Genomic DNA, 26878 nt, shown 5'->3' with positions numbered 1-26878 from the left:
CGGGTGCAGGCGCCCACATTGACCCGTTTTTCATCGCTGACCTTAACCCTTCAGCGAATTGATCTGGTTACTCAGTCGCTCAATTTGCTGTTGCAGTTGGGAAATCATCTTGGTGAACTCAGCCATCATGTGATCGAGGCGCGCACGAAGTTGCTCATTGTCGCGTGCAAGATCGTCGAGGGTACGAGGCGTCTGGCTTGATTCATCAGACCGGGCCGACGGCTTACTTTCGCTGGACTGCGCCGCCGGTTTGGCTTGGTTGGACTGGCCTGACGCCGCACCTTGGTTGGCTTGACCCGATGCTGCACCTGGGCTCGCCTTACCCGACGCCGCGCCTTGGTTGGCTTGACCCGATGCTGCACCTAGGCTCGCCTTACCCGATGCGGCGCCTTGGTTGGCATTAGGTGCATCTTTGGCCGGCATGTTATTCGCCGCAGCCTGCTTGCCGTTGCCTGCGCCTGGTGTCGCGGGAGGCGTGCGGGTTTCAGGGGTATCTGCCCCGCCCAACTTCTTAGTCAAATCACCAATCTGGCCTTGAAGCGCTTTAACTGTCGAACTAAACCGGGATTCCAACTGATCGAGCTTATCGCTCAGGAGCTTATTGTTGGCAGTCAACCGCTCAAGGCTGGGAGGTGCATCGCGCCCGGACGCTTGTGTATTTTCTGCAGGGGCGCGCGCGTCAGGCGACTTGCTGTTCTGCTGCGCCGCCGGGCCACCACGAGTACTTGGGTTCGACGGAGCAGCCTCGTTTCCAGGGGTTGTCTTCGCATTGTGGTACTGAGTGAGCTGGTTTACTTGCGCCTGGAGCTTCATCATTTGCGGCGCGAGCTTAGCGACCATCTGATCATATTTTTCGTTTAATTGTTTATACTGGCCAGCGAGCTGTTGTAGATGATCGGGTACGGCGTTTTTTGCGGCAGTCGACGCGTTGGCCAGACCCCGATGGGCTAGCTGCGGCGCATTCATAGGCTGACGGGAAGGCCCCGAAGAAGGCTGGGAGCTGGAATTGCCAGACGCCTTGGCACTGTCTTCACCGCGAATGGGCGTGGGCTTCGGGGACATTTCATAGCCGACGGTGTAGGGCGTTGGCTGTCGATTGTTTATGCTAGTCATAAAAGCGCCTTCTCAGATTCAGGTGTTTATTCGCAAGCATTGCTTGCCAGATGACCCGCGCCTGCAGGGCATCTGACACCTGATTGGTTTCTATCTGAAAACGGTTCCTGAGATGTAGGACGCATGAATCGCAAGGTGTGTCGGCGTCAAAACCTAGCGTTCAGGTACGTGCGCAACAGCGACACCTTCATATCACCCATAAATCCACAAAGCGATTCACCGGCGTCGCTTCAAGCCGCGCCTGATCCTTGCACAACGCAAAAATCCCGGCACTGCGCTGGGCAGTAAAACGCGTGGCCAGGTTGGCCTTGAACTTGTCTTCCAGCAACGGAATGCCGTCCACCCGGCGACGGCGGTGCCCGATCGGGTATTCCACCGCCACCTGCTCGGTGTGGGTGCCATCGTTGAAGAACACCTGCACCGCGTTGGCGATGGAGCGTTTATCAGCCTCCAGGTACTCACGGCTGTAGCGCGGTTCTTCGACGATCACCATCTTTTCGCGCAGCTCGTCGATGATCAGGTGCGCGGCGTGGAATTCATCTTCGTACTGCTCGGCCACCAGGTTACCGAAGGCCAGGGGCACGGCGGTCATGTATTGCAGGCAGTGGTCGCGGTCAGCAGCGTTGGCCAACTTCCCGACCTTGGAAATGATGCGAATCGCCGACTCATGGGTGGTGATCACGATGCGTTCGATGTCATGCAGGCGATCGACAACCTGCGGGTGCAAGGTCACTGCCGCTTCGCAGGCGGTTTGCGCGTGGAACTCGGCGGGGAAACTGATCTTGAACAGCACGTTTTCCATCACATAGGTGCCGTAGGGTTGGGACAAGCTGAACGTGCGCTTGTCTTCGGGCTTGAGCGCCAAGTCCTTGTTGGTGTGGCTGAACAGCACGTCGTAGAAGCCCCATTGCGGCGCACTCAACACGCCGGGAATGCCCATCTCGCCACGCAGCGCGATGTCCGCCAGGCGCACGCCGCGACTGGAGGCATCGCCCGCCGCCCAGGATTTGCGCGAACCGGCATTCGGTGCGTGCCGGTAGGTGCGCAATGCCTGACCATCGACAAAGGCGTGAGACAGCGCCGAAAGCAGCTGTTCGCGGTTGGCACCCATCAGCTTGGCGGTTACCGCCGTGGAGGCGACTTTCACCAGCAGCACATGGTCGAGGCCGACGCGGTTGAAGGAGTTTTCCAGGGCAATCACACCTTGGATCTCGTGGGCCATGATCATCGCTTCCAGCACTGCGCGCATGGTCAGCGGCGCGTCGCCGTTAGCCACGCGTTGTTGCGAGAGATGGTCGGCCACGGCGAGGATGCCGCCAAGGTTATCCGAGGGGTGGCCCCATTCGGCGGCGAGCCAGGTGTCGTTGTAGTCGAGCCAGCGCACGATGCAACCAATGTCCCAGGCGGCCTTGACCGGGTCCAGCCGGAACGATGTGCCCGGCACCCGCGCGCCGAACGGCACCACCGTGCCCTCGACCAGCGGCCCCAGGTGCTTGGTGCATTCCGGGAACCGCAGGGCCAGCAGGCCGCACCCTAGGGTGTCCATCAGACAGTTACGGGCGGTGTCCAGCGCGTCTGGCGAGTCGATCCGGTAGTTGAGGACGTAGTCAGCGATGTCCTGCAGGACCTGGTCGTAGTCGGGACGGTTGTTCTGGTCGACGTTGGCGCTCATGGCTGTTCTCCAAAGTGGGTGGGGGTCAGTCCTCGGGCTCACGGTTACTGGAAGCAGATCTTGGATGCCTGCCTGGGAATAGAGATCCCTTGTGGGAGGGGCTTGCCCCCGATGACGGCGGGTCAGTTAACGAATGTGTCGACTGGCACACCGCTATCGGGGGCAAGCCCCCTCCCACAGGGGATTGGTGCTGGGTTTTAGAACGCGTCGCCGGGCACGCGCACGAAGCCTTCCATCAACACCCGAGCACTGCGGCTCATGATGGCCTTCTTCACCACCCATTCGCCGTTCACCTGGGTGGCTTCGGCGCCGACACGCAAGGTGCCGGACGGATGCCCGAAGCGCACCGCATTACGCTCCACGCCGCCCGCCGCGAGGTTGACCAAGGTTCCGGAAATCGCTGCGGCCGTGCCGATCGCGACCGCTGCGGTGCCCATCATCGCGTGGTGCAACTTGCCCATGGACAAGGCACGCACCAGCAGGTCGATATCGCCGGCCTTGATCGCCTTGCCGCTGGAGGCCACATAGTCCGCAGGCTTAGCCACGAAGGCCACCTTCGGCGTGTGTTGACGCAGGGCGGCTTCGTCCAGGTGCTTGATCAGACCCATGCGCAACGCGCCATGGGCCCGGACGGTCTCGAACATCGCCAGGGCCTTGGGGTCACTGTTGATCGCGCCTTGCAGCTCGGTACCGGTGTAACCCAGGTCTTCGGCGTTGATGAAGATCGTCGGGATGCCGGCGTTGATCAGCGTGGCCTTGAAGGTGCCGATTCCCGGCACCTCCAGGTCGTCGATCAGGTTGCCGGTGGGGAACATCGAACCGCCGCCGCCCTCTTCTTCCGCTGCCGGGTCCATGAACTCCAACTGCACTTCGGCGGCCGGGAAGGTCACTCCGTCCAGTTCGAAGTCGCCGGTTTCCTGCACCGCACCGTCGGTGATCGGTACGTGGGCGATGATGGTCTTGCCGATGTTGGCCTGCCAGATCCGCACCACGGCCACGCCGTTATGCGGCACACGGGCTGGATCGACCAGGCCCGCGCTGATGGCGAAGGAACCCACCGCCGCCGACAGGTTGCCGCAGTTGCCGCTCCAGTCGACAAACGGTTTGTCGATGGCGACCTGGCCGAACAGGTAATCCACGTCATGCCCGGCGCGGCTGCTCTTGGCGAGGATCACGGTTTTGCTGGTGCTCGACGTGGCGCCGCCCATGCCGTCGATCTGCTTGTCGTAGGGGTCGGGGCTGCCGATCACCCGCAACAGCAGGGCATCGCGCGCAGCACCCGGCACCTGCGCCGACTCGGGCAGGTCCTGGACGCGGAAAAACACGCCCTTGCTGGTGCCGCCACGCATGTAGGTGGCGGGGATCTTGATTTGCGGTACGTGTGCCATGGTCATCCTCTTCAGACGGTCGCCGCCGATTCCAGGAAGTCCTGGGCAAAACGTTGCAACACGCCGCCCGCCTCGTAGATCGACACTTCTTCAGCGGTGTCCAGGCGGCAGGTCACCGGCACTTCGACACGTTCGCCATTCTTGCGGTTGATCACCAGGGTCAATTGCGCACGCGGGGTGCGTTTGCCGACCACGTCGTAGGTTTCGCTGCCGTCGATCTTCAGCGTGTGACGGTCGGTGCCCGGCAGGAACTCCAGCGGCAACACGCCCATGCCCACCAGGTTGGTGCGGTGAATGCGCTCGAAACCTTCGGCGGCAATCGCTTCCACACCCGCCAGGCGCACGCCCTTGGCAGCCCAGTCGCGGGACGAACCCTGACCGTAGTCGGCGCCAGCGATAATGATCAGCGGCTGCTTGCGTTCCATGTAGGTTTCAATGGCTTCCCACATGCGTGTGACCTTGCCTTCCGGCTCGATGCGCGCCAGGGAGCCCTGCTTGACCTTACCGTTTTCCACCACCATTTCGTTGAACAGTTTCGGGTTGGCGAAGGTGGCGCGTTGCGCGGTCAGGTGGTCGCCGCGGTGGGTTGCGTAGGAGTTGAAGTCAACTTCCGGCAGGCCCATTTTCGCCAGGTATTCGCCGGCGGCGCTGTCGAGCATGATCGCGTTGGATGGCGACAGGTGGTCAGTGGTGATGTTGTCCGGCAGCACCGCCAGCGGGCGCATGCCCTTGAGCGGACGCGCACCGGCCAACGCGCCTTCCCAGTACGGCGGACGGCGGATATAGGTGCTTTGCGGGCGCCACTCATACAGCGGCGCGACTTTCGGGCCGGTGTCTTCGTGGATCGCGAACATCGGGATATACACTTTGCGAAACTGTTCCGGCTTGACCGACGCCTTGACCACTGCGTCGATTTCTTCGTCGCTCGGCCAGATGTCTTTCAGGCGGATTTCCTTGCCGTCGGCGTCGAGACCCAGCACGTCCTTCTCGATGTCGAAACGGATGGTGCCGGCAATCGCGTAGGCTACCACCAGCGGCGGCGAAGCCAGGAAGGCTTGCTTGGCATACGGGTGGATACGCCCGTCGAAGTTGCGGTTCCCCGACAACACAGCGGTGGCGTACAGGTCGCGGTCAATGATCTCTTGCTGGATCACCGGGTCGAGCGCACCGGACATACCGTTGCAGGTGGTGCAGGCGAAGGCCACCACACCGAAACCGAGTTTTTCCAGTTCGTGCCCAAGGCCGGCTTCTTCCAGGTACATGGCCACGGTTTTCGAACCGGGTGCCAGGGACGACTTGACCCACGGCTTGCGGGTCAGCCCCAGCTTGTTGGCGTTGCGCGCCAGGAGGCCGGCAGCGATCACGTTGCGCGGGTTGCTGGTGTTGGTGCAACTGGTGATCGCGGCAATGATGACCGCACCGTCGGGCATTTGCCCCGGTACGTCATCCCACTGGCCGGAGATGCCTTTGGCAGCAAGGTCGCTGGTGGCGACACGGGCGTGCGGGTTGCTCGGGCCGGCCATGTTGCGCACGACGCTGGACAAGTCGAAGGTCAGGCCGCGCTCGTATTGGGCGCCTTTGAGGTCGTCAGCCCACAGGCCGGTCAGGCGGGCGTATTGCTCGACCAGGGCGACTTGCGCGTCTTCACGGCCGGTGAGTTTCAGGTAGGCGATGGTCTGCGGGTCGATGTAGAACATCGCCGCGGTTGCGCCGTATTCCGGGGCCATGTTGGAGATGGTCGCGCGGTCGCCCAGGGTCAGTGCCGATGCACCTTCGCCGAAGAACTCCAGCCACGCACCCACCACTTTCTGTTGACGCAGGAACTCGGTCAGCGCCAGCACCATGTCGGTGGCGGTGATGCCCGGTTGCAGCTTGCCCGTCAGCTCCACGCCGACGCTTTCCGGCAGGCGCATCCATGACGCGCGGCCGAGCATCACGCTCTCGGCTTCGAGGCCGCCGACGCCGATGGCGATCACGCCGAGGGCGTCCACGTGCGGCGTGTGGCTGTCGGTGCCGACGCAGGTGTCGGGGAACGCCACGCCGTCACGCACCTGGATCACCGGAGACATTTTCTCCAGGTTGATCTGGTGCATGATGCCGTTGCCCGGCGGGATCACGTCGACGTTCTTGAAGGCCTTTTTGGTCCACTCGATAAAGTGGAAGCGGTCTTCGTTGCGGCGGTCTTCGATGGCGCGGTTTTTCTCGAACGCGTCCGGGTCGAAACCACCGGCTTCAACGGCCAGGGAGTGGTCGACGATCAGTTGGGTCGGCACCACCGGGTTGACCTGGGCCGGGTCGCCGCCTTGCAGGGCGATGGCATCGCGCAGGCCGGCGAGGTCGACCAGGGCGGTTTGGCCAAGAATGTCATGGCACACCACTCGCGCCGGGAACCAAGGGAAGTCGAGGTCGCGTTTGCGTTCGATCAGTTGGCTCAGGGAAGCGTTGAGGGTGGCCGGGGCGCAACGGCGCACCAGGTTTTCCGCGAGTACGCGGGAGGTGTAAGGCAAGGTGGCGTAGGCGCCGGGGGTGATTGCCTCGACAGCCGCGCGGGCGTCGAAGTAATCGAGGCGGCTGCCGGGGAGCGATTTGCGAAATTCAGTGTTCATCGTCGGGACTCGGTCACGGTGATTACAAAAGGGACCCACTGATCCAGATTTGAAATGCGATTCAAATGTGGGAGAGGGCTTGCCCCCGATGGCGGTGTATCAGTTGCTATAGGTGTTGAATAACACTCCGCTATCGGGGGCAAGCCCCCTCCCACCTTTTGCCCTCATTTCAGTCCTGGAATCGTCGGCCTTCAGCGACGTTCGATTGGCACGAACTTGCGCTGCTCGACGCCGATGTAGTCGGCGCTTGGACGGATGATGCGGTTGTTGGCGCGCTGTTCGAACACGTGGGCGGCCCAGCCAGTGAGGCGCGAGCACACGAAGATCGGCGTGAACAGCTTGGTCGGAATGCCCATGAAGTGGTACGCCGAGGCATGGTAGAAGTCGGCGTTGGGGAACAGCTTCTTCTGCTCCCACATCACCTTGTCGATGGCCTCGGAGACCGGGAACAACACCTTGTCGTCGACTTCTTCGGCGAGCAGTTTCGACCAGCCCTTGATGACCTCATTACGCGGGTCGCAGTCTTTGTAGATCGCGTGGCCGAAGCCCATGATCTTGTCCTTGCGCGCCAGCATGGCGAGGGTGCCGTCGACAGCGTCCTCGGCCGACAGGAAGCGCTCGATCATTTCCATCGCCGCTTCGTTGGCACCGCCGTGCAGCGGGCCGCGCAGCGAGCCGATGGCGGCGGTGACGCAGGAATACAAGTCAGACAGGGTCGACGCGCAGACACGCGCGGTAAAGGTCGACGCGTTGAATTCGTGCTCGGCGTAGAGGATCAGCGACACGTTCATCACTTTGACGTGCAACTCGCTCGGCGCCTTGCCGTGCAGCAGGTGCAGGAAGTGACCGCCGAGGGAAGGTTCGTCGGTCACGCAGTCGATGCGTTTGCCGTCATGGCTGAAGCGGTACCAGTAGCACATGATCGCCGGGAAGGCAGCGAGCAGGCGGTCGGTGACATCGCGCTGGACGCTGAAGTCCTGCTCCGGCTCGAGGTTGCCGAGGAACGAGCAACCGGTGCGCATCACGTCCATCGGGTGGGCGTCGGCCGGGATGCGCTCGAGCACTTCTTTGAGCGCCTGGGGCAGGTCACGCAGCGTGCTCAGCTTGGCGCTGTAGGCCGCCAGTTCGGCCTTGGTCGGCAACTCGCCGTACAGCAGCAGGTAGGCGACTTCTTCGAACTGCGCATCAGCGGCCAGTTCGCGCACGTCGTAGCCGCGATAGGTCAGGCCGGCACCGGCCTGGCCCACGGTGGACAGTGCGGTCTGCCCGGCCACCTGGCCACGCAGGCCAGCGCCACTCAGTACTTTTGCTTCAGCCATGGTTACTCTCCAATTTTGTAGTTATCCGGGAGGCGCGTTCGTTACTTCTTGGCGGCGAACAGCGCGTCGAGCTTCTGCTCGAAGGTGTGGTAGTCGATGCGATCGTAAAGCTCCATGCGGGTTTGCATGGTGTCGATCACGTTCTGTTGGGTGCCATCGCGACGGATCGCGGTGTAGACGTTCTCGGCGGCCTTGTTCATGGCACGGAAGGCCGAGAGCGGGTACAGCACCAGGGAAACATCGGCAGATTTCAACTGTTCGACGGTGTACAGCGGGGTTGCACCGAATTCAGTGATGTTAGCCAGGATCGGCGCCTTCACCTTTGACGCGAACAGCTTGTACATGTCCAACTCGGTGATGGCTTCCGGGAACACCATGTCGGCGCCGGCCTCGATGCAGGCGGCGGCGCGTTCCAGGGCAGATTCCAGGCCTTCGACGGCCAGCGCATCGGTACGTGCCATGATCACGAAGCTGTCATCGGTGCGCGCGTCAACGGCGGCCTTGATGCGGTCGACCATTTCCTGCAGGGACACGATTTCTTTGTTCGGACGATGACCGCAGCGCTTGGCGCCGACCTGGTCTTCGATATGAATGGCGGCGGCGCCGAACTTGATCATCGACTTGACGGTGCGCGCCACGTTGAAGGCCGAGGAGCCGAAACCGGTGTCCACGTCCACCAGCAGCGGCAGGTCGCACACATCGGTGATGCGGCGCACGTCGGTCAGCACGTCATCAAGGCCGGTAATGCCCAGGTCAGGCACGCCGAGAGAACCTGCGGCCACCCCGCCACCCGACAGGTAGATCGCCTTGAAGCCAGCGCGTTTGGCCAGCAGTGCGTGGTTGGCATTGATCGTGCCGACCACCTGCAATGGGTGTTCGCTGGCGACCGCGTCACGGAAACGCTGGCCTGGAGTGCGGTTGTTATTGGAACTCATGACTCACCTCGCTGAGTGGCTGTCTGGGGAGCACCGCCTGGAAAGTGGCGGGCGATATTGCGCTTGGAGGCGCCGATGTGACGACGCATCAACAACTCGGCCAGTTCACCGTCGCGATCGGCGATCGCGTCAAGAATGCGGTGATGCTCGGCAAAGGCCTGGCGTGGACGATTGGGGGTCGCGGAGAACTGGATGCGGTACATGCGCACCAACTGGTAGAGCTCGCCGCAGAGCATTTGGGTCAAGGTGCGGTTGCCGGCGCCCTGGATGATCCGGTAATGAAAGTCGAAGTCGCCTTCCTGCTGGTAATAGCCGACACCGGCCTGGAACGCCGCATCCCGTTCGTGGGTATGCAGCACCTGGCGCAGTTCTTCGATCTCGGCATCGGTCATGCGCTCGGCGGCCAGGCGGCACGCCATGCCTTCGAGGGATTCGCGGATTTCATAGAGTTCGATCAGTTCTTCGTGGCTCAACGACACCACGCGAGCGCCCACATGGGGCACGCGCACCAGCAGGCGCTGGCCTTCAAGGCGGTGGATCGCCTCACGCAACGGGCCGCGGCTGATGCCGTAGGTGCGCGCCAGTTCCGGCTCGGAGATCTTGCTGCCGGGGGCGATCTCACCTTTGACGATCGCGGCCTGTATACGCCTAAAGACGTTCTCCGACATTGTCTGGGATTCTTCCGGGGAGACCACCGGAGCTTCCGATTGATCCAGCATATTGTCGACACCTTTTAAAAGCAATGCCGCAAAAACTAGCCAATTAGCCCTTCTTAGTCAAAGAATAAATCAACATTGTCGACAATCGTCTAATAACCAACGTTGCAGGCACCACGAGCATGGCCGCCTGCCAGCGCTGGCGCCAAAAAAGCATCATGTTAGAATAGCCGCCGCTTTTGCCTGACATCTCTTGATGAAACGGCGCACGAGGGAGCTTGCGCAGCAATGCCAGTCGCCTTGAATTGAACATCGCACTGCACCGCCTCAGGATTTATGAGACTCAAGCCCTTCCCCCGATTATTTTGCCTACTGTTCATACCGGGACTTATACCGGGGCTCTGTGCTGCCGCCGAGAAGACCGTGTATGGCCTCAACGAATACGCCAAGCTGGCAGATATCGACCTGGAAGTGGCAGCCAAACTCGACACCGGCGCCAAGACCGCCTCGTTGAGCGCGCGCGATATCAAACGCTTCAAGCGCAACGGTGAATCCTGGGTGCGCTTCTATCTGGCCATCGACACCGCCCATTCCCACCCCATCGAACGCCCACTGGCCCGCGTCAGCAAGATCAAGCGCCGCGCCGGTGACTACGATCCCGATGAGGACAAGAACTACACCGCCCGTCCAGTGATTGCCCTGGACATCTGCATGGGCAGCGCATTACGCAGCATCGAAGTGAACTTGACTGACCGCAGCGCTTTCCAATACCCGCTGCTGATCGGCTCCGAAGCGCTGAAACGCTTCGATGCGCTGGTCGACCCCAGTCTTAAATACGCAGCGGGTAAACCTGCCTGCGCCGCCGACGCTCATACCGCCGAGTAAACCGAATGCGCTCTCTGACCCTGCACCTGAGAATCCTGATCACCCTCCTGGTGGTGCTGGGTATTTCGGTCACCGCCTACCAGATCTTCGTGCTGGGCATTCCCGTCACCGAGGACGCCACCGATGACTTGTGGAACATCGACGCCAAGGTCGAGTTCGTCGCTACCCCGAAAGACCCGGTGAAGATCCAGATGTTCGTGCCGCCCCTGAGCCGCGACTTCGTCAGCCTCAATGAGAGTTTCATCTCGAATAACTACGGGGTCAGCGTCAACCGCATCGATGGCAACCGCAAGGTCACCTGGTCGGCGCGCAGGGCCAAGGGCAAGCAGACCCTGTATTACCGCCTGGTGCTGACCAAGCGTTACAGCGGCGAAAAGGTCAAGATCAAGGGCCCGACCTTCCGCGACAGCATTGCGGTGGAAGGCCCGGAAAAAATCGCCGCCGAAGCCCTGCTGGCGCCGATCCGCCAGCACTCGGCCGATGTGGAAACCTTTATTACCGAAGCCATCAAGCGCACCAACAACCTCAACGACGACAACGTCAAGCTGCTGCTGGCGGGCGACCCCTCCACGCCGCACAAGGCCAAGATCGTCGAACTGCTGCTGTCCATCGCCCACGTGCCGGTGGAAAAAGTCCACACCATCCGCCTCGTCGCCGACCAGCCGCAAACCCCGGAACTGTGGCTGCGCAGCTTCAATGGCAATGACTGGCTGTACTTCAACCCGGAAACCGGCGAACCCGGCCTGCCCGCCGACCGCCTGCTGTGGTGGACCGGCGATGAAAACCTGATCACCGTCGATGGCGGCAAGAAAGCCATGGTCACCTTCAGCCTGAACAACAGCGAAATGAACGCGATTCGCCTGGCCAAGTTGACCGACGAAAACACCGACGCCAATTTCCTCGAATACTCGCTGTACGGCCTGCCGCTGCAAACCCAGCAGACCTTCATGATCATGGTGATGATCCCGATTGGCGTGCTGGTGATCCTGATCCTGCGCAACCTGATCGGCCTGCAGACCCTGGGCACGTTTACCCCGGTGCTGATCGCCCTGGCGTTCCGCGAGACCCAGTTGGGCTTCGGGATTGTGCTGTTTACGATCATCACGGCGCTGGGCTTGTCCCTGCGCTCGTACCTGGAACACCTGAAGTTGCAGATGCTGCCAAGGCTGTCGGTGGTGCTGACCTTCGTCGTGGTGCTGATCGCGGCCATCAGCCTGTTCAGCCATAAGCTGGGGCTGGAGCGCGGGCTGTCGGTGGCGCTGTTCCCGATGGTGATTCTGACCATGACCATCGAACGCCTGTCGATCACCTGGGAAGAACGCGGTGCCGGGCATGCGATGAAAGTGGCGATCGGCACGCTGTTCGCGGCGTCGCTGGCGCACGTGATCATGAGCGTGCCGGAGCTGGTCTACTTTGTGTTCACCTTCCCGGCGATCCTGCTGATCCTGGTGGGCTTCATGCTGGCCATGGGGCGTTATCGCGGCTATCGCCTGACCGAGTTGGTGCGCTTCAAGGCCTTCCTCAAGGCTGACTCGTAATGTTCGGCTTCTGGAAGACCTGGAAGGCCCTGGAAGCGCGCGGCATCATGGGCATCAACCGGCGTAACGCCGACTACGTGCTCAAGTACAACAAGCGCAGCCTGTACCCGATCGTGGATGACAAGATCATCACCAAGGAACGAGCCCTGGCGGCCGGCATCCACGTGCCGGAAATGTACGGGGTGATCTCCACCGAAAAGGAAATCGACAAGCTCGACGAGATCATTGGCGGGCGCAGCGACTTCGTGATCAAGCCGGCCCAGGGCGCTGGCGGTGACGGCATCCTCGTCATCGCCGACCGTTTTGAAGGGCGCTATCGCACGGTGTCCGGCAAGATCATCAGCCATGAGGAAATCGAGCATCAGATTTCCAGCATCCTCACCGGCCTGTACTCCCTGGGCGGCCACCGCGACCGCGCGCTGATCGAGTACCGCGTGGTACCCGACCAGATTTTCAAGAGCATCAGCTACGAAGGCGTGCCGGATATCCGCATCATCGTGCTGATGGGCTACCCGGTGATGGCCATGCTGCGCTTGCCGACCCGCCAGTCCGGCGGCAAGGCCAACCTGCACCAGGGCGCGATCGGCGTGGGCGTAGATTTGGCCACCGGCCTGACCCTGCGCGGCACCTGGCTGAACAGCATCATCACCAAACACCCCGACACCACCAACGCGGTGGATGGCGTGCAACTGCCAAACTGGGACGGGTTCATGAAACTCGCCGCGGGCTGTTATGAGTTGTGCGGGCTGGGCTACATCGGCGTGGACATGGTGTTGGACCAGGAAAAAGGCCCGCTGATCCTCGAACTGAATGCGCGGCCGGGGCTGAATATCCAGATCGCCAACGACTGCGGCCTGACCCTGCGCACCCATGCGGTCGAGGCACGCTTGGAAGAATTGAAAGCTGCCGGCACGACGGAAACGCCGGACGAACGAGTGAAGTTCGTGCAGGCCATGTTTGGGCACATCCCGGCAGTCGAAGGCTGAACCGGCCTTCGATCTGTCTATCCCCGACATCCCCTCTAGGACCAAATCCTACAGGGGTCTACAATCCCCTCCCCCACGCCATCAGCTGATCCACCCCGCATGTCGACCTGCTCCGTATACCCACTGCCCTACCGGGCCAACCCCGCCGAGTATTTTGCGGCGATTCGCCATGCCCCTGGCGCAGTGCTATTGGACAGCGGCCGCCCGGTGGCCGAGCGTGGGCGTTATGACCTGCTCAGCGCCTGGCCCGAGGCGACGCTGGCGGTGCGGCCTGACGAGAGCGGCAGCGAATTCCTGCAACGCCTGCGGGAAAACCTTACGCAGTTGGGTGAAGCGGCATTGCCGGCTGGCTACGCGTTGCCGTTTGCCGGTGGCCTGATCGGTTACCTGAGCTACGATTTCGGCCGGCACCTGGAACAACTGCCGCACCGGGCGGTGGATGATCTGCACCTGCCGGACGCACGTTTTGGGCTGTATGCCTGGGCCCTGGTCAGCGATCACCAGGCGCAAACCAGCCAGTTGGTCTTTCACCCGGCGCTGGTCGATGGCGAGCGGCAGCGACTGATCAGCCTGTTCAGCCAACCCGGTGCAGAGACAGCGGCCGCTTTCAAACTCCACGGCCCCATGACACCGGACCTCAGCGCCCAGACCTACGCACACGCCATCGCACGCATCCATGCCTACATCCAGGCGGGCGACTGCTACCAGGTCAACTTCACCCAGCGCTTTCGCGCAGCGTGCAGCGGTGATCCCTGGGCGGCCTATTGCGCCTTGCGCGAAGCCTGCCCGACGCCATTTTCCGGGTTCCAGAGCCTGCCGGATGACGGCGCGGTGTTGAGCCTGTCACCGGAACGCTTCATCAAGATCAGCCAGCGCCAGGTCGAAACCCGCCCGATCAAAGGCACCCGCCCGCGTGGCCTGACGCCTGAAGAAGACGCCGCCAACGCCGCCGAACTGCTGGCGAGCCCCAAGGATCGTGCCGAGAACCTGATGATCGTCGACCTGCTGCGCAACGACCTCGGCCGCACCTGCCGCACCGGCTCGGTGAACGTGCCGGAGTTGTTCAGCCTGGAAAGCTACCCCAACGTGCATCACCTGGTCAGCAGCGTCACCGGCGAATTGGCCGACGACAAGGACGCCCTGGATCTGATCGCCGGCAGCTTCCCCGGCGGCTCCATCACTGGCGCACCGAAGATCCGCGCGATGCAGATCATCGACGAACTGGAGCCAACCCGGCGCGGGCTGTACTGCGGCTCGCTGGTGTACCTGGACGTGCGCGGCGAGATGGACAGCTCCATCGCCATCCGCAGCTTGCTGGTCAAGGACGGCCAGGTGTGCTGCTGGGGCGGCGGCGGGATCGTCGCCGACTCGGAATGGCAGGCGGAATATCAGGAGTCGCTGACCAAGGTGCGGGTGTTGTTACAAACCCTGGAAAGCCTCTAGCGCAGCGCCCTTCCCGGCTTCGGGACGTAGCGCCCGAGCGCAGAAAAAACCTGAATCAGACGCGCTGTGGACGGCGTATGAGCTGGAGGATAGCGTCCGGTTTCGACCTCCACCCGCCATCTGTGAAGGATCACATGAAGCGATTGCTTACTCGTCAGAAAATATTTCCAAGATTGCATCTGCACTTGCCTGAGACTAACATCTCCCAAATTGGGAGGTTCGACTCATGCGGATAATCGCGTTCTCGACCTTACGTCTCTTCTGGGAGAGCCACCCAGCTTACATCGACGCCAAAACACCGCTGGTCGAGTTGTATCGCCATATGGAGAAGGCTGCATACCCAACGCCGCAAGCGCTCAAGGCGGACCTCGGAACCGCGAGCATCCTCAAAGGCAGCAGGGTTGTATTCAACGTGGGCGGCAACCGGTATCGAGTGATCATGGCGATCAATTATCAGCGTCAGCTTGGGTTCATACGTTTCGTCGGGACCCACGCACAGTACGATCAGATCAACGCGGAGACCGTGTGATGAACATCAAACCCATACATTCCCAAGAAAACCTCACCGCCGCGCTCGCACGCGTCGAGCAGATATGGGAAGCACCAATCGGCTCGCCCGAGGGCGATGAGCTGGAAATCCTTGCGGTCCTCATTGAAAAGTACGAGGCCGAACATTATCCAATGCCGCCGTCGGACCCGGTGGAAGCCATCCGCTTTCGCATGGAGCAACTCGGCATGACAGCGCGCGACCTGGAGGCATTCATCGGCACCAGCGGCCGGGTGTCCGAAGTGCTTAACCGCAAGCGCAAGCTGAGCCTGTCGATGATCAAGCGCCTGCATGAAGGCTTGAGCATCCCGTATGAGCGGTTGCTGGCTGGGGCTTAAGATCTCAGGCGGCCGTAAGGTCCCCATCGCGAGCAAGCCCGCTCCCACATTCGACCGCGCTTCCAAAGGATAAACGCGTTCGAATGTGGGAGTGGGCTTGCCCGCGATGAGGCCGTCAGCTTCGCTGAACGACTTACAGACTCAACGGTCGGTTCGAAGCCTTGATGAACTCGTTCTTCAGGTCTTCAAACGTATGCACCGCCGGGAACTGCGGGAACTCGCGGATCACATTCTCCGGCGCATGGAACAGAATCCCACGGTCAGCCTCGCCCAACATGCTGGTGTCGTTGTACGAATCGCCGGCAGCGATCACGCGGTAGTACAAGCTCTTGAACGACAGCACCGACTGGCGCTTGGGGTCTTTCTGGCGCAGTTGGTAGCTGACCACGCGATCGCTTTCGTCGGTGATCAGGCGGTGGCACAACAGAGTCGGGAAGCCCAGCTGACGCATCAGCGGCTGGGAAAATTCGTAGAAGGTGTCCGACAGGATCACCACCTGGAAGCGCTCACGCAGCCAGTTGACGAACTCGATGGCGCCGTCCAGCGGCTTGAGGGTGGCGATCACTTCCTGGATATCGGCGAGCTTGAGCCCGTGTTCGTCGAGGATGCGCAGGCGTTGCTTCATCAGCACGTCGTAGTCGGGAATGTCCCGGGTGGTCGCCCGCAGGGATTCAATACCGGTTTTTTCGGCGAAGGCGATCCAGATTTCCGGAACCAGTACCCCTTCCAGGTCGAGACAGGCAATTTCCACGAGACACTCCTATTTGTATTGTTCAAGTCGAGCGAGCAAAAAGACTGCCGAACTCTAGCGATTCAAGGCGGCGGCCGCAACGCAGGGCGGATTTTGATACCATCGCTCCCCTATAGAGCGCTCAGCGCCACTGACCTGTAGGAACCGTCCTGATGAACCAAGCCTTCGATGTCGTTGAACTCGCCACGACCTATGCCAACAAATCTGCCCAGGACATTCTCAAGCTGGCGTTCAGCCAGTTCGGCGATGACTTGTGGATTTCCTTCAGCGGTGCCGAGGATGTGGTGCTGGTAGACATGGCCTGGAAGCTGAACAAGAACGTCAAGGTGTTCAGCCTCGACACCGGCCGCCTGCACCCTGAGACCTACCGCTTCATTGAACAGGTGCGCGAGTTCTACAAGATCGACATCGAGCTGATCTCGCCGGACCAGAGCAAACTGGAACCGTTCGTCAAAGAGAAAGGCCTGTTCAGCTTCTATAAAGACGGCCATGGCGAATGCTGCGGCGTGCGCAAGATCGAGCCGCTGCGCCGCAAGCTCTCCGGCGTGCGCGCCTGGGCCACCGGCCAACGCCGCGACCAGAGCCCCGGCACCCGCAGCCAAGTGGCGGCACTGGAAATCGACACGGCCTTTTCTACACCGGAACGCACCCTGTACAAGTTCAACCCGCTGGCGCAGATGACCAGCGAAGAAATCTGGGGTTACATCCGCATGCTGGAACTGCCGTACAACAGCCTGCACGAGCGCGGTTTTATCAGCATCGGCTGCGAGCCCTGCACCCGCCCGGTGTTGCCAAACCAGCACGAGCGCGAAGGCCGCTGGTGGTGGGAAGAAGCCACGCAGAAGGAATGCGGGCTGCATGCCGGGAATCTCATCAGCAAGGCGTAAATGCTGAGGCGGTCAAAAGATGTGGTAAGGCGCTTGCCCGCGACGCAGACGCCCGGTATGGCGTCGCCATCAAATCGCGCTGAAGCGCTGCGCCAATCCCGTCATTACAAACTGCTCGATGATGAAGTCGACAAACGCCCGCGTCTTACCGGGCAGCAGTTTGTGTTCGGCGTAGTAGAGAGAGATGTTGCCGTCGTCGACGTACCAGTCGGGCAGCACCCGCACCACCGCGCCGCTGTCGAGGAACGGCACCGCCATCGGCATGCTCACCAACGCGATGCCCAGGCCCTGGGCGGCGGCGCAACAGGCGGCCTCCGAATCGCTCAAGGTCATGCGCGGTTTGAGCACCAACGGGCGCTGTTCGCGCTCACGGTTGGTCAGTTGCCAGGAGCGCACGCGGCCGGTTTGCGGGGAGCGGATCAGGATGCCCAGGCAGCGCGCCAGATCCTCGGGTGCCAGTACCGGCAGGCGCTGCGCCAGGTAATTCGATGACGCCACCAGCACCCGGTGCGCGGGCGTCAGCTTGCGCGCCACCACGCCCTGGGGCAGCTCAAAGCCACCGCCGATGGCCGCATCGAAGCCCTGGCCGATCAGGTCAACCTGGCGGTTATCAAAATGCCAATCCGGGCTGATATCCGGAAAACGCCGCACGAACTCCCCCAGCAACGGCATGACATAACGATTACCGAACACCGTGCCCATGCTGACCTTGAGCGTCCCCACCGGCCGGCCCTCGGCGCTGGCCAGGTTGGCCACGGCGTTCTGGATGGTGATGAGGCTGTCGCTGACTTCTGCGAGGAACCGCTTGCCGGCTTCGGTCAGGGTCAGGCGCCGGGTGCTGCGCTGGAACAACCGCACGCCCAGGCGCGCTTCCAGCTTGGCGACACTTTTGCCCACCGCCGCCGGGGTCAGGCTCAAGTGCCGGGCTGCTTCGGCAAAGCTGCCGCCTTCGGCGCTGCGCACAAAGCATTCGATACTGCCGAAGCTCTCCATATCCGCCCACTCTAAACTTTTGGTTTACACAGACTATAGCAATCAAGGTCTACCGACTGCGGGAGGTGAGGTCGATACTCGGCTCCATCAACAAGGCATCCCGCCTTGAACAGTTAGGAGATCGACATGACCACCCATAACCTCAGCGGCAAAGTCGCCTTGATTCAAGGCGGTTCACGCGGCATCGGCGCCGCCATCGTCAAGCGTCTTGCGGCGCAAGGTGCAGCCGTCGCCTTTACCTACATCAGTTCGGCCGCCAAGGCCGCAGAATTGCAGAACAGCGTGATCAGCGCCGGCGGCAAAGCCTTGGCGATTCAGGCCGACAGTGCCGATGCCACGGCAATTCGCAACGCGGTCAACGCCACGGTCCAAGCCTTTGGGCGCCTGGATATCCTGGTGAACAACGCTGGCGTACTGGCCATCGCCCCGCTGGAAGACTTCAAGCTGGAGGACTTCGACCAGACCCTGGCAATCAACGTGCGCAGCGTGTTCATCGCCACTCAGGAAGCGGCCAAGCACATGCGCGAAGGCGGCCGCGTGATCAACATCGGCAGCACCAACGCCGAGCGCATGCCGTTTGGCGGTGGCGGGCCGTATGCGATGAGCAAGGCGGCGCTGGTCGGCTTGACCAAGGGCCTAGCGCGGGACCTGGGGCCACGTGGCATCACCATTAACAACGTGCAACCGGGGCCGGTGGACACCGACATGAACCCGGCGAACAGTGAATTCGCCGAGAGCCTGATCGGGTTGATGGCGGTGGGCCGTTATGGCCATGTCGAGGAGATCGCCAGCTTTGTGGCCTACCTCGCCGGGCCGGAAGCGGGGTACATCACCGGGGCCAGCCTGACCATTGACGGTGGCTTCAGCGCATAACCGCCTGTAGGCGCCGGATCAGGACATTGGCGGCAAGCCGTAGGCGGCGAGGTCGAAATCCGCGAGTTTGCGGATGATCTGGTCGGCGTGGTGGTACTTGCTGTCGGCCATGGCTTCATCGGGCACGGCGATGGCGGTCATCCGGGCCGCCTTCGCCGCGGTGACGCCGAACGGCGAGTCTTCAAATACCAGGCAATCTTGCGGCGCAATGCCCAGGCGCCGTGCGGCGGTAAGGAAGATGTCCGGCGCGGGTTTGGCCGCGCCGACTTCCGGGTCGTCAGCCGTGACGATGGTGCTGAACAGGCCAAACCACTCGCGGTGCAACGTGGTCTTGTGGCCAAAGGAGTTGCGCGACGAACTGGTGCCCACCGCAATCGGAATATTGTGCGCGTTCAGGTGCCGTACCAACGCTTCGGCGCCGGGCATGCCCAATGCCCTGGGGAAACGCTCGCTCATCAGCGGCTCACGGATTTCGAGGAACTCAGCCGCCGTGATCGGCAGGTCCAGCGCCTTGACCACATAGTCGGCCAGGTCCTGGGCACCGCGCCCGATGATGTGCTGCTTGATCCCCCAGTCATAGGTACGCCCGAAGCGCTCGGCGATGATCTGCGTCACTTCGGTGTAGATGCCTTCGGTATCCAGCAACAAGCCGTCCATATCGAAAATCACGGCCTTGATCGGACCGACTGCGCTACGCGGTGCATTCATCGTGACAAAACCCTGGAGGAAGGACTAAAAGGATTCAGCACAATACCGGCGACGCTTGTCGGCAGGCAACCCTTTAGGCTGTGCGCCTAATCAAGCGGGCGTGGGCAGGCAGCCCAGGCTGGTCAATGCGGCCTCCACCGCGTGCTCCAACGGCGTATGGGGCTCGTGGCCCAGGGCCACAAGCAAGCGCCGGTTATCCAAACGCAGCGGGGTGTGCCACAGATAACGCATCTCCTGTATCTCGCGAAAGGTCACGACAAACGGCGCAGCCAACGTCAACAACCACCAGGGAAATACGCCTACACGTGGTTGCCGGCCCGTCCTGCGTAACACCACGCGCTGGATCGCCTGGCTCATCTGCGTGCCATCGATGTCCACGTGCCCGGCCATATGAAAGCAGGCAAACGCCTCGAGGGTAGCGCGACGCTCAATCAACTCGAGCATGGTGCGCGCCACATCCGGTAGGTAGGCCCACTGGTGGGCCACGCCTGGCGCGCCAGGATCGCTGACGGCACGCACCGGTTTACCGGGTTTGACCAAGCCTTGGGAGAACCAGTTGTTGGCCGCCCCGGCGCCGAAAAAATCCCCGGCACGCACGATCAATACGCGAGCGCCCTCGCGGGAAGACCGCAGCAAGCGCTGCTCCAGTTGCACCCGTATCGCGCCCTTGAGGGTAAGCGGGTGCTGGGGTGAGTCTTCGTCCAGCACGGGGAACGCATCCGGCCCGAAGTTGTAGACCGTGCCGGGCAGCACGATGGTCGCGCGCTCGGCGATGGCGGCTGCAATGGTGTTGTCGATCATCGGCAGCACCTGTTCGGCCCAATTGCGATAGCCCGGCGGGTTCACCGCATGGACGATCACCGCGCAGCCCCGCGCGGCAGCGATCACTTCGTCGCGATTGAGCGCATCGCCTTTGAGCCAGGTATAGGTGGCATTCTGGCTACGGGCCTTGTCGACATCCCGGGTCAACGCACACACCTGCCAGCCCGCCGCGCTCAGCTGTCGCGCTACTTCGCCGCCAATACCGCCGGTTGCACCCAATACCAGTACCTTGCTCATCACCCACTCCCACGTTGGTTGGAGCGGCCATTCTGTTCGCAGCATGGCTATAGAGGAATTGCCGAAGACCATCCAGACGCTATACATTTACGCATGGCATTGAACATTGGTTGGGAGCTTTACCGATCGTTTCTTGGCGTACTCAAGGAAGGATCGCTGTCGGGGGCCGCGCGGCAGCTCGGCATCACACAGCCCACCGTCGGTCGGCACATTGCCGCGCTGGAAACGGCCTTGGGCGTGGTGCTGTTCACTCGCTCCCCCACCGGACTGCTGCCGACGGCAGTGGCCCACACCATGAGGGCCCACGCCGAGACCATGGAGCGCACGGCCGCTGCCCTGGAACGCAGCGCCTCCTCCCAGGGCGACGAGGTCCGCGGCGTGGTGCGCGTATCCGCCAGCGAGGTGGTCGGCGTGGAAGTACTGCCGCCGATCATCACGCGGCTGCGCCAACAGCATCCTCACCTCAAGGTCGAACTGATCCTGACCAACCGCCTGATCGACCTGCTGCAATTGGAAGCCGACATCGCCGTGCGTATGGTCCGCCCCAGCCAGGCGCAACTGCTGGCACAGCGCATCGGCCTGATCGAAGTCGGCCTGCATGCCCGCGACGATTACCTGCACCAGCACGGTACGCCGCAAGAGCTCAAAGACCTGAGCGGCCACGCGGTGATCGGCTACGACCAGGAGAACGCATTTATCCGCAGCCTGGCCGTTAAAGGCTTCGAGCGCAGCACCTTCGCCCTCAGTAGCGACAGCGACCTGGCGCAACTGGCGCTGATCCGTGCTGGCGCCGGCATCGGCGGATGCCAGGTCAAACTGGCCAAACAAGACGCGCGCCTGCAGCGGGTACTGCCGGAGGCATTCGCGCTCAAACTCGACACCTGGGTCACCATGCATGAAGACCTGCGCAACAGCCCGCGCTGCCGGGCGACGTTTGACGCGCTAGTCGCGGGTTTACAGCGTTACGTACAGGATTGAGACAGCTTCACTGAGGAAGAATCAAACTCCCTCAATCCCTTCATAGCCGCCCCCATGACCGAAGCCTTCGAAGTCCCCAGCCCCCACGAAAAACACATCGAACACGCCACCGAACATGCCCACGCGCGCGGTGACAATTTCGCCAGCCGCATCGCCGTGATGACGGCACTGATGGCCACCCTTGGCGCCATGCTCAGCTACCAGGCCGGCTCCACCGAAAGCGAAGCGGCGATGGACAAGAACAACGCTGCCATTTTCAAGACCGAAGCGGCCAACCAGTGGAACTACTACCAGGCCAAATCCAGCCGGCAAAACCTGGCGGAACTGGCTACCCATATTCCCGGTGTAGACGCCGCGCACTACAAGGATGAGAGCGAGCGTTACAAGGGCCAGAAGGAAGACGTGCGTAAACAGGCCGAGAAACTTGAGGCAACCTCACAGGAATGGGATCAGAAATCCGAAGAAGCGCTGCACCAGCATCACCGCTGGGCCCAGGCGATGACGGCGATTCAGATCGCGATTTCGTTGGCGGCGATTACGTTGTTGACGCGCAAGGAATGGTTGAAGCGCATGTCGTATACGGCTGGCGGTGTGGCCGTGGTGCTGGGCAGCCTGGCGTGGCTGCATTTCTAATAATTTCACTTGGGCGCCTAACGCCAGCCGCTATATAGTAAAACGTATAACGCTAGCTGCCGCACAAGGAGATAACGGTGTCAGGACACCCCAAAGAAGCCGTGGGCGCCGCCTACAGTATCGAATCCATGCGCCATGCCCAGGCCATGACCTGGCAAGCCATCGAACAACTGGCCCAACGCATCCGCCCCGGCATGCTCGAGTCCGAAGCGCGCGAGCTGGGCAAGCACATCCTCGCCGACCTCGACATGCAACGCATCTGGCACCCGTTGCTGGTGCGCTTCGGCGCCAATACCCTCAAGACCTTCAAGCAACGCTCCGACGGTGACCCGGTACTCGGTGAAAACGACATTTTCTTCATCGACATGGGCGCCGTCTGGCAAGGTCACGAAGGCGACGCGGGTGCCACGTTCTGCATTGGCACCGACCCGGACATGATCGCCTGCGCCAACGCGGCCAAAGAGCTGTTCCACCGCGTGCAGGCGCGCTGGAAAAACGACCAGGTCATCGGCCTCGAACTCTACCGCTACGCCGAAGCACAAGCCCAGGCCATGGGCTGGCAGTTGAACCTCGACATCAAGGGCCACCGCGTCAGCGACTTTCCCCACGCGATCCATCGTGGCGGCGACCTCGGCGACTTCGAGCAGTACCCGAATGCGGGGCTGTGGATTCTGGAAATCCAGATCGCTCACCCGAGCAAGCCGTATGGCGCGTTCTATGAAGACCTACTCGCTTAATTGTTCAAGGGAACCAAAAAATGGAAGGCTGCGCCGATTTTCCCGTGCTGTTGTTTTCCTACGGCACCTTGCAGGACAAGGCTGTCCAACTCGCCAGCTTCGGCCGAGAACTGGCAGGCCAGCATGACGCCATGTTGGGCTACTCGAAAAACTGGGTAGAGATTACCGACCCGCAAGTGCTGGCCACCAGCGGCAAGACCCATCACCCGATCGTCGCGCCGAGCACCGACCAAGGCGCCAGCGTTGAAGGCAGGGTGTTTCAGATTACCGAGCACGAGTTGGCGGCGGCGGATGCGTATGGAGTGTCCGACTACAAGCGGGTCAGCGTGGCGTTGGCATCGGGCCTGACGGCTTGGGCGTATGTGCAAGCCTGAACGACGGGCAATTGTTTTCAATCTGTTACAGGAGCGTTTAAAGTATCGCCCCCCGAGAATTGAATCTCGGGATTCAGTCCATGGAGTTACTCAGTGAAGTACGTCAGTAAAGTGGTTGCAGCAGCTGTTCTCGGTTTCACCCTCGCAGGCTGCACCGGCACCGCCATCAAATCCCCGCAATACGACAGCAGCCAATACACCGTGCTGGGTCACAGTGAAGCCACCGCCACCGGCATCATGCTGTTCGGTGTGATCCCAATCGGCCAGAACAGCCGTTTCGTCCGCGCCCAGACGGCTGCCATCCAGGCAAAAGGCGGCGACGCAATGATCAATACCGAAATCCAGGAAAAATGGTTTTGGGCTTGGGTGCTGAGCGGTTACACCACCAAGATCTCCGGTGATGTGGTCAAGCTGAAAGCAGCACACTAAACCGGACGTTGCTCTATTTGCGCGGGATTTAACCTGAGCGAGCGACGTATCATGGGCCAACCTTTCGAGGATGGTCCATGAACCTCAGTATCCTTTACGCACTCGCCGCCGCCGCGCTATTCGGCGCCAGCACCCCGCTCGCCAAAAGCCTCGGCCTGGGCCTCTCGCCCGTGCTGCTCGCAGGCCTGCTTTACCTCGGCAGCGGCGGCGGACTCGCCATCGTGCGCCTGATCCGTGATCGCGGCTGGACCCCCACCGGGCTGACGCCCTCCGAATGGCCGTGGCTGCTCGGCGCCATTGCGTTCGGCGGCATCCTCGGGCCCGTGGCCCTGATGTTCGGCCTCACCCGCACCTCCGGCGCCACCGCGTCGCTAATGCTCAACCTTGAATCGGTATTGACCGCGCTGATCGCCTGGCTGGTCTTCAGGGAAAACGCAGACCGCCGCATCGTCCTAGGGATGATTGCGATTGTGCTGGGTGGCGTGGCGTTGTCATGGCCCCAAGACGGCGCCGACAGTCACGATTGGATCGGGCCACTCGCGGTTGCCGTGGCCTGCCTGTGCTGGGGGATTGATAACAACCTGACACGCAAGGTGTCTGCCTCGGACGCGCTGTTTATCGCCGGCGCCAAGGGTTTGATCGCGGGTGTGGTCAATTGCAGCCTGGCACTGTACCTCGGCGCGCAGATCCCCGGCATGGCGCAGCTCGCGCCGATTTTGCTGGTCGGGTTTCTCGGCTATGGCATCAGCCTGGTGCTGTTTGTGTTGGCGTTACGCGGGCTGGGCAGTGCGCGCACCGGCGCCTATTTTTCTACCGCGCCTTTCCTCGGCGCCGCACTCGCCTTGCTGGTGCTGGGCGAGTCGGTGAGCGGCGCGTTCTGGATTGCTTCGGCGCTGATGGCTGCAGGGGTGTGGCTGCACCTGACCGAGCGCCATGCCCATGCACATCAGCATGAGGCGACGGAACACGGGCATCGGCATGTCCACGATGAACATCATCAACATGAACACGCGGTTGAGTGGGACCCGGCAACGCCGCACACGCATGTGCACACCCATAACCCGATCAAGCATAGCCATCCGCATTTTCCGGACATTCATCATCGGCATAGGCATTGAAGGCGTGTCCCGAGACTGGCGGAGGCCCATCAAGCCTGTTCCGCCACCACCCGATTACGACCGTTTTGCTTGGCCTGGTACAAAAGCTGGTCAGCCCTCTCAAGCACAGCGGATATCGAATCGCCACCGGGATGCCATAGCGCGACGCCCAGCGACACGGTGACATGCCCGACCGTCACAATGTTTGCTGCTTCGATCGAGGCACGCAATCGCTCGGCGACATCCGTTGCAGCTTGAAGCGAACTGTTGGGCAATAACAATACGAACTCCTCTCCGCCGACCCGGCAGGGCAAGTCGTTGGACCGTGAGTTCTGCTGCATGAGCTGTGCGATGGCCCTCAGCGTTTCATCACCCACACCATGACCAAACGTATCGTTCACACGCTTGAAATGGTCGATGTCCATGGAAACGACTGCGAACGTTTTGTCGGCGTCCTGCCAGCGCGACAGGATGTCCTGCATCGCTCGACGATTGGCCAGCCCTGTCAGCACATCAGTTTGTGCCTCCTGGTTTAGCTTGCCGATCTTTTCCTGTAGCAGGGTAGCGCCAAGCAGCAGTGCTCTGCGAATCTGCCAGCTTTCGAAATAGCGCGACGGGATTGCGCTGATACGTTCGTAGCTGTCAGGCGAGTCCAGCCGTTTAGCGCAATCGGCAAGCCTGGACAATGGCGCCGAGATCCGTGCGCCCAACCACCAAATCAAGACGATTCCGAACAGCGCCAGGGGCGCGATGCCCTGCGCCACCTTGGCCATGGTGTGTCGCAGAATGGCGTGTATGTTGTCGAGTGGCTGCTGCGAGATCACCCCCCAACCACTGCTGGGCACCCTGGCGAACCCCGCGAGCATGTCCACGCCATTGGCATCCGTCGCCTGCAACGTTCCCGCGTCCTGACTAAGTGCCGCGTCAACGATCAACCCCACTCCAGTGACGTTGCCGATGTGCTCGGGATCGGTGTGATAGATCACCCGGCGAGCGCTGTCGACGAGATAGACATGCGCCCCGTCCTTGCGCACATTGGTGTCCATCAGCGCCTGGAGCGTATTCCTCTGTTCAAGCTGGATACTGCCGCCTATCAGGCCCAGGTACTCTCCTTTCGCGTCGAATATGGGGTGGGAAATAAAGACCACCAGATTACCTGCGATGGACCTGAACGCGTTGCTGATGATCGGCGTGCGAAGGCTGAGAGGCTCCCGGTGTTGCAGCGCCAGCCCATCGAGATGGAGGTTTTCCGGAGCTGAGGCAACGATTGTTCCCCCCGCATCGGCGATCAACACGGAGTTAAAACTGGCGTCTTGCCCAAACAGTCGCTGGACTTCCTCCGCGAGTTCTTGCTTGTCACCAAACGTTTTGCCAATGACGACCGAGCCATATTTCAGTTTATCGAGGTCGGAGTTGAGTACCTGCTCCACACTCCGGGCGATCCGAGAGGCATAGGCCTTGTTCACTTCCAGCGCATTCTCGATCAATTCCTGCTTCTGAATCTTGAACGTCACCCAGAAACTGTTGCCCAGGGTTGCGATGGCCGAAAGCAGTACAAAGATAAGAATCAGAATGCGCAGGTTGAGCTTCGGCTTCGGTCGGGTGGTCATTTTACGCAGTCCGGATGGGCGGAAGAATTGCCAACGATTCGATGCAGGATGAATCCTCCTAGTTTTAGAAGGCACCTGATCGACCAGTTTTGGCCGAAAGCAGCCTGCTTAACCCGCATAGAAACCCATCTGCCAATTCTGAACCCGCCAAACAGTTGTGTCTGAAGGCAGACGGCAAAAAACACCGTCAGTCCCACATTGGGCCTATATGGCCTTTTTCAGCCAAAAAAACCACAAACCCCCGATTTTCTCTAGGAAAATCAGGGGTTTGTGTTTGTAGAATGTGGCGGTAAAGAAGAGACTCGAAACTACCCGCGAGCGCA

27 protein-coding genes are annotated in these 26878 nt (G+C 61.4%); 14 read left to right on the top strand and 13 right to left on the bottom strand.

Annotated features, from left to right (window positions below; translation table 11 throughout):
• Nucleotides 1-42: 42 nt before the first annotated feature.
• The 8 genes from ACP7CJ_RS16300 to ACP7CJ_RS16265 form a co-directional block, all read right to left on the bottom strand.
• Complete coding sequence (locus ACP7CJ_RS16300) at nucleotides 43-1113, bottom strand: hypothetical protein (protein WP_426100091.1); 1071 nt, start codon at nucleotides 1111-1113, stop codon at nucleotides 43-45.
• A 187-nt stretch (nucleotides 1114-1300) separates the two neighbouring features.
• Nucleotides 1301-2785: a 2-methylcitrate dehydratase gene (gene prpD / locus ACP7CJ_RS16295; protein ID WP_426100092.1), complete on the bottom strand. Its 1485-nt coding sequence runs from the start codon at nucleotides 2783-2785 to the stop codon at nucleotides 1301-1303.
• Nucleotides 2786-2982: 197 nt separating this feature from the next.
• Nucleotides 2983-4173 carry a 2-methylaconitate cis-trans isomerase PrpF gene (gene prpF, locus ACP7CJ_RS16290; protein ID WP_276194347.1) on the bottom strand — a complete coding sequence of 397 codons (1191 nt, stop codon included), beginning with the start codon at nucleotides 4171-4173 and terminating at the stop codon, nucleotides 2983-2985.
• Nucleotides 4174-4184: 11 nt separating this feature from the next.
• Nucleotides 4185-6779 carry a Fe/S-dependent 2-methylisocitrate dehydratase AcnD gene (gene acnD / locus ACP7CJ_RS16285; protein ID WP_276194348.1) on the bottom strand — a complete coding sequence of 865 codons (2595 nt, stop codon included), beginning with the start codon at nucleotides 6777-6779 and terminating at the stop codon, nucleotides 4185-4187.
• A 191-nt stretch (nucleotides 6780-6970) separates the two neighbouring features.
• A complete protein-coding gene (gene prpC / locus ACP7CJ_RS16280) occupies nucleotides 6971-8098 on the bottom strand; it encodes a bifunctional 2-methylcitrate synthase/citrate synthase (RefSeq protein WP_426100093.1) in 1128 nt (375 codons plus the stop codon).
• 41 nt (nucleotides 8099-8139) lie between these two features.
• On the bottom strand, nucleotides 8140-9033 hold the full coding sequence (gene prpB, locus ACP7CJ_RS16275; RefSeq protein ID WP_426100094.1) for a methylisocitrate lyase: 894 nt from the start codon (nucleotides 9031-9033) through the stop codon (nucleotides 8140-8142).
• Nucleotides 9030-9752 carry a GntR family transcriptional regulator gene (locus tag ACP7CJ_RS16270; protein WP_426100095.1) on the bottom strand — a complete coding sequence of 241 codons (723 nt, stop codon included), beginning with the start codon at nucleotides 9750-9752 and terminating at the stop codon, nucleotides 9030-9032. Before ACP7CJ_RS16270 ends, prpB begins: the two co-directional genes overlap by 4 nt.
• A 43-nt stretch (nucleotides 9753-9795) precedes the next feature.
• Nucleotides 9796-9978, bottom strand: a complete 183-nt coding sequence (locus tag ACP7CJ_RS16265) for a hypothetical protein (protein WP_276194350.1) — start codon at nucleotides 9976-9978, stop codon at nucleotides 9796-9798.
• A 47-nt stretch (nucleotides 9979-10025) separates the two neighbouring features.
• On the opposite strand from ACP7CJ_RS16265, the gene ACP7CJ_RS16260 reads away from it, so the two are divergent.
• From ACP7CJ_RS16260 to ACP7CJ_RS16235, 6 genes are all read left to right on the top strand, one after another.
• Nucleotides 10026-10574 (top strand): ATP-dependent zinc protease family protein, encoded by a 549-nt coding sequence (locus ACP7CJ_RS16260; RefSeq protein ID WP_276194351.1) that lies wholly within the window; start codon nucleotides 10026-10028, stop codon nucleotides 10572-10574.
• 5 nt (nucleotides 10575-10579) lie between these two features.
• Nucleotides 10580-12112 (top strand): inactive transglutaminase family protein, encoded by a 1533-nt coding sequence (locus ACP7CJ_RS16255; protein WP_426100096.1) that lies wholly within the window; start codon nucleotides 10580-10582, stop codon nucleotides 12110-12112.
• Nucleotides 12112-13098, top strand: coding sequence for an alpha-L-glutamate ligase-like protein (locus ACP7CJ_RS16250; RefSeq protein ID WP_276194353.1), 987 nt, complete (start codon nucleotides 12112-12114; stop codon nucleotides 13096-13098). The genes ACP7CJ_RS16255 and ACP7CJ_RS16250 overlap by 1 nt, the downstream gene beginning before the upstream one ends.
• Before the next feature lie 99 nt (nucleotides 13099-13197).
• A complete protein-coding gene (gene pabB, locus ACP7CJ_RS16245; RefSeq protein ID WP_276194354.1) occupies nucleotides 13198-14541 on the top strand; it encodes an aminodeoxychorismate synthase component I in 1344 nt (447 codons plus the stop codon).
• 226 nt (nucleotides 14542-14767) lie between these two features.
• A complete protein-coding gene (locus tag ACP7CJ_RS16240; protein ID WP_247401215.1) occupies nucleotides 14768-15070 on the top strand; it encodes a type II toxin-antitoxin system HigB family toxin in 303 nt (100 codons plus the stop codon).
• Nucleotides 15070-15426, top strand: a complete 357-nt coding sequence (locus ACP7CJ_RS16235; protein WP_276194355.1) for a helix-turn-helix domain-containing protein — start codon at nucleotides 15070-15072, stop codon at nucleotides 15424-15426. The genes ACP7CJ_RS16240 and ACP7CJ_RS16235 overlap by 1 nt, the downstream gene beginning before the upstream one ends.
• 133 nt (nucleotides 15427-15559) lie before the next feature.
• On the opposite strand, the gene thrH is transcribed toward ACP7CJ_RS16235, so the two are convergent.
• Nucleotides 15560-16177, bottom strand: a complete 618-nt coding sequence (gene thrH, locus ACP7CJ_RS16230) for a bifunctional phosphoserine phosphatase/homoserine phosphotransferase ThrH (RefSeq protein WP_276194356.1) — start codon at nucleotides 16175-16177, stop codon at nucleotides 15560-15562.
• Nucleotides 16178-16329: 152 nt separating this feature from the next.
• Here thrH and ACP7CJ_RS16225 point away from each other — a divergent pair, with 152 nt between their 5' ends.
• Nucleotides 16330-17064 (top strand): phosphoadenylyl-sulfate reductase, encoded by a 735-nt coding sequence (locus ACP7CJ_RS16225; protein WP_046382409.1) that lies wholly within the window; start codon nucleotides 16330-16332, stop codon nucleotides 17062-17064.
• Nucleotides 17065-17133: 69 nt separating this feature from the next.
• On the opposite strand, the gene ACP7CJ_RS16220 is transcribed toward ACP7CJ_RS16225, so the two are convergent.
• A complete protein-coding gene (locus ACP7CJ_RS16220) occupies nucleotides 17134-18057 on the bottom strand; it encodes a LysR family transcriptional regulator (RefSeq protein ID WP_276194357.1) in 924 nt (307 codons plus the stop codon).
• 126 nt (nucleotides 18058-18183) lie between these two features.
• On the opposite strand from ACP7CJ_RS16220, the gene ACP7CJ_RS16215 reads away from it, so the two are divergent.
• A complete protein-coding gene (locus ACP7CJ_RS16215; RefSeq protein WP_426100097.1) occupies nucleotides 18184-18930 on the top strand; it encodes a 3-oxoacyl-ACP reductase family protein in 747 nt (248 codons plus the stop codon).
• Between the two features lie 18 nt (nucleotides 18931-18948).
• Here ACP7CJ_RS16215 and ACP7CJ_RS16210 read toward each other — a convergent pair whose 3' ends face one another.
• Entirely contained in the window at nucleotides 18949-19638 is a 690-nt protein-coding gene (locus tag ACP7CJ_RS16210; protein WP_426100098.1) for an HAD-IA family hydrolase, read from the bottom strand.
• Nucleotides 19639-19728: 90 nt separating this feature from the next.
• Nucleotides 19729-20697 (bottom strand): NAD-dependent epimerase/dehydratase family protein, encoded by a 969-nt coding sequence (locus ACP7CJ_RS16205; protein WP_426100099.1) that lies wholly within the window; start codon nucleotides 20695-20697, stop codon nucleotides 19729-19731.
• Nucleotides 20698-20790: 93 nt separating this feature from the next.
• On the opposite strand from ACP7CJ_RS16205, the gene ACP7CJ_RS16200 reads away from it, so the two are divergent.
• The 6 genes from ACP7CJ_RS16200 (at nucleotide 20791) to ACP7CJ_RS16175 (ending at nucleotide 24966) form a co-directional block, all read left to right on the top strand.
• Nucleotides 20791-21675 (top strand): LysR family transcriptional regulator, encoded by an 885-nt coding sequence (locus ACP7CJ_RS16200; protein WP_426100100.1) that lies wholly within the window; start codon nucleotides 20791-20793, stop codon nucleotides 21673-21675.
• 54 nt (nucleotides 21676-21729) lie between these two features.
• The gene (locus ACP7CJ_RS16195) at nucleotides 21730-22308 is read left to right on the top strand and encodes a DUF4337 domain-containing protein (RefSeq protein WP_426100101.1); all 579 of its coding nucleotides are present in this window, start codon (nucleotides 21730-21732) and stop codon (nucleotides 22306-22308) included.
• Nucleotides 22309-22385: 77 nt separating this feature from the next.
• Nucleotides 22386-23045, top strand: coding sequence for a M24 family metallopeptidase (locus ACP7CJ_RS16190; RefSeq protein ID WP_276194362.1), 660 nt, complete (start codon nucleotides 22386-22388; stop codon nucleotides 23043-23045).
• 20 nt (nucleotides 23046-23065) lie between these two features.
• Nucleotides 23066-23419, top strand: a complete 354-nt coding sequence (locus tag ACP7CJ_RS16185; protein WP_426100102.1) for a gamma-glutamylcyclotransferase family protein — start codon at nucleotides 23066-23068, stop codon at nucleotides 23417-23419.
• A gap of 93 nt (nucleotides 23420-23512) precedes the next feature.
• The gene (locus tag ACP7CJ_RS16180; protein ID WP_247408343.1) at nucleotides 23513-23848 is read left to right on the top strand and encodes a hypothetical protein; all 336 of its coding nucleotides are present in this window, start codon (nucleotides 23513-23515) and stop codon (nucleotides 23846-23848) included.
• A 77-nt stretch (nucleotides 23849-23925) separates the two neighbouring features.
• Nucleotides 23926-24966, top strand: coding sequence for a DMT family transporter (locus tag ACP7CJ_RS16175; RefSeq protein ID WP_276194364.1), 1041 nt, complete (start codon nucleotides 23926-23928; stop codon nucleotides 24964-24966).
• Between the two features lie 29 nt (nucleotides 24967-24995).
• Here ACP7CJ_RS16175 and ACP7CJ_RS16170 read toward each other — a convergent pair whose 3' ends face one another.
• Nucleotides 24996-26555 (bottom strand): diguanylate cyclase, encoded by a 1560-nt coding sequence (locus ACP7CJ_RS16170; protein ID WP_247402521.1) that lies wholly within the window; start codon nucleotides 26553-26555, stop codon nucleotides 24996-24998.
• Between the last annotated feature and the right edge of the window lie 323 nt (nucleotides 26556-26878).

Origin of the sequence: Pseudomonas sp. PSPC3-2 (assembly GCF_049897085.1) — a bacterium.
Taxonomy (GTDB): domain Bacteria; phylum Pseudomonadota; class Gammaproteobacteria; order Pseudomonadales; family Pseudomonadaceae; genus Aquipseudomonas; species Aquipseudomonas paraveronii.
The sequence above is the reverse complement of the archived record's forward strand: the minus strand, read 5'-3'. Positions and strand labels throughout refer to the sequence as shown.

What these genes read in the sequence shown, in the direction of transcription:
- ACP7CJ_RS16300 (WP_426100091.1), bottom strand. Translation starts at nt 1,113, where the DNA reads ATGACTAGCATAAACAATCGACAGCCAACGCCCTACACCGTCGGCTAT.
- ACP7CJ_RS16260 (WP_276194351.1), top strand. Translation starts at nt 10,026, where the DNA reads ATGAGACTCAAGCCCTTCCCCCGATTATTTTGCCTACTGTTCATACCG.
- ACP7CJ_RS16220 (WP_276194357.1), bottom strand. Translation starts at nt 18,057, where the DNA reads ATGGAGAGCTTCGGCAGTATCGAATGCTTTGTGCGCAGCGCCGAAGGC.
- acnD (WP_276194348.1), bottom strand. Translation starts at nt 6,779, where the DNA reads ATGAACACTGAATTTCGCAAATCGCTCCCCGGCAGCCGCCTCGATTAC.
- prpD (WP_426100092.1), bottom strand. Translation starts at nt 2,785, where the DNA reads ATGAGCGCCAACGTCGACCAGAACAACCGTCCCGACTACGACCAGGTC.
- pabB (WP_276194354.1), top strand. Translation starts at nt 13,198, where the DNA reads ATGTCGACCTGCTCCGTATACCCACTGCCCTACCGGGCCAACCCCGCC.
- ACP7CJ_RS16215 (WP_426100097.1), top strand. Translation starts at nt 18,184, where the DNA reads ATGACCACCCATAACCTCAGCGGCAAAGTCGCCTTGATTCAAGGCGGT.
- ACP7CJ_RS16200 (WP_426100100.1), top strand. Translation starts at nt 20,791, where the DNA reads ATGGCATTGAACATTGGTTGGGAGCTTTACCGATCGTTTCTTGGCGTA.
- ACP7CJ_RS16185 (WP_426100102.1), top strand. Translation starts at nt 23,066, where the DNA reads ATGGAAGGCTGCGCCGATTTTCCCGTGCTGTTGTTTTCCTACGGCACC.
- prpC (WP_426100093.1), bottom strand. Translation starts at nt 8,098, where the DNA reads ATGGCTGAAGCAAAAGTACTGAGTGGCGCTGGCCTGCGTGGCCAGGTG.
- ACP7CJ_RS16225 (WP_046382409.1), top strand. Translation starts at nt 16,330, where the DNA reads ATGAACCAAGCCTTCGATGTCGTTGAACTCGCCACGACCTATGCCAAC.
- ACP7CJ_RS16255 (WP_426100096.1), top strand. Translation starts at nt 10,580, where the DNA reads ATGCGCTCTCTGACCCTGCACCTGAGAATCCTGATCACCCTCCTGGTG.
- ACP7CJ_RS16270 (WP_426100095.1), bottom strand. Translation starts at nt 9,752, where the DNA reads ATGCTGGATCAATCGGAAGCTCCGGTGGTCTCCCCGGAAGAATCCCAG.
- ACP7CJ_RS16240 (WP_247401215.1), top strand. Translation starts at nt 14,768, where the DNA reads ATGCGGATAATCGCGTTCTCGACCTTACGTCTCTTCTGGGAGAGCCAC.
- ACP7CJ_RS16175 (WP_276194364.1), top strand. Translation starts at nt 23,926, where the DNA reads ATGAACCTCAGTATCCTTTACGCACTCGCCGCCGCCGCGCTATTCGGC.
- ACP7CJ_RS16205 (WP_426100099.1), bottom strand. Translation starts at nt 20,697, where the DNA reads ATGAGCAAGGTACTGGTATTGGGTGCAACCGGCGGTATTGGCGGCGAA.
- ACP7CJ_RS16170 (WP_247402521.1), bottom strand. Translation starts at nt 26,555, where the DNA reads ATGACCACCCGACCGAAGCCGAAGCTCAACCTGCGCATTCTGATTCTT.
- prpF (WP_276194347.1), bottom strand. Translation starts at nt 4,173, where the DNA reads ATGGCACACGTACCGCAAATCAAGATCCCCGCCACCTACATGCGTGGC.
- ACP7CJ_RS16235 (WP_276194355.1), top strand. Translation starts at nt 15,070, where the DNA reads ATGAACATCAAACCCATACATTCCCAAGAAAACCTCACCGCCGCGCTC.
- ACP7CJ_RS16210 (WP_426100098.1), bottom strand. Translation starts at nt 19,638, where the DNA reads ATGAATGCACCGCGTAGCGCAGTCGGTCCGATCAAGGCCGTGATTTTC.
- prpB (WP_426100094.1), bottom strand. Translation starts at nt 9,033, where the DNA reads ATGAGTTCCAATAACAACCGCACTCCAGGCCAGCGTTTCCGTGACGCG.
- ACP7CJ_RS16195 (WP_426100101.1), top strand. Translation starts at nt 21,730, where the DNA reads ATGACCGAAGCCTTCGAAGTCCCCAGCCCCCACGAAAAACACATCGAA.
- ACP7CJ_RS16250 (WP_276194353.1), top strand. Translation starts at nt 12,112, where the DNA reads ATGTTCGGCTTCTGGAAGACCTGGAAGGCCCTGGAAGCGCGCGGCATC.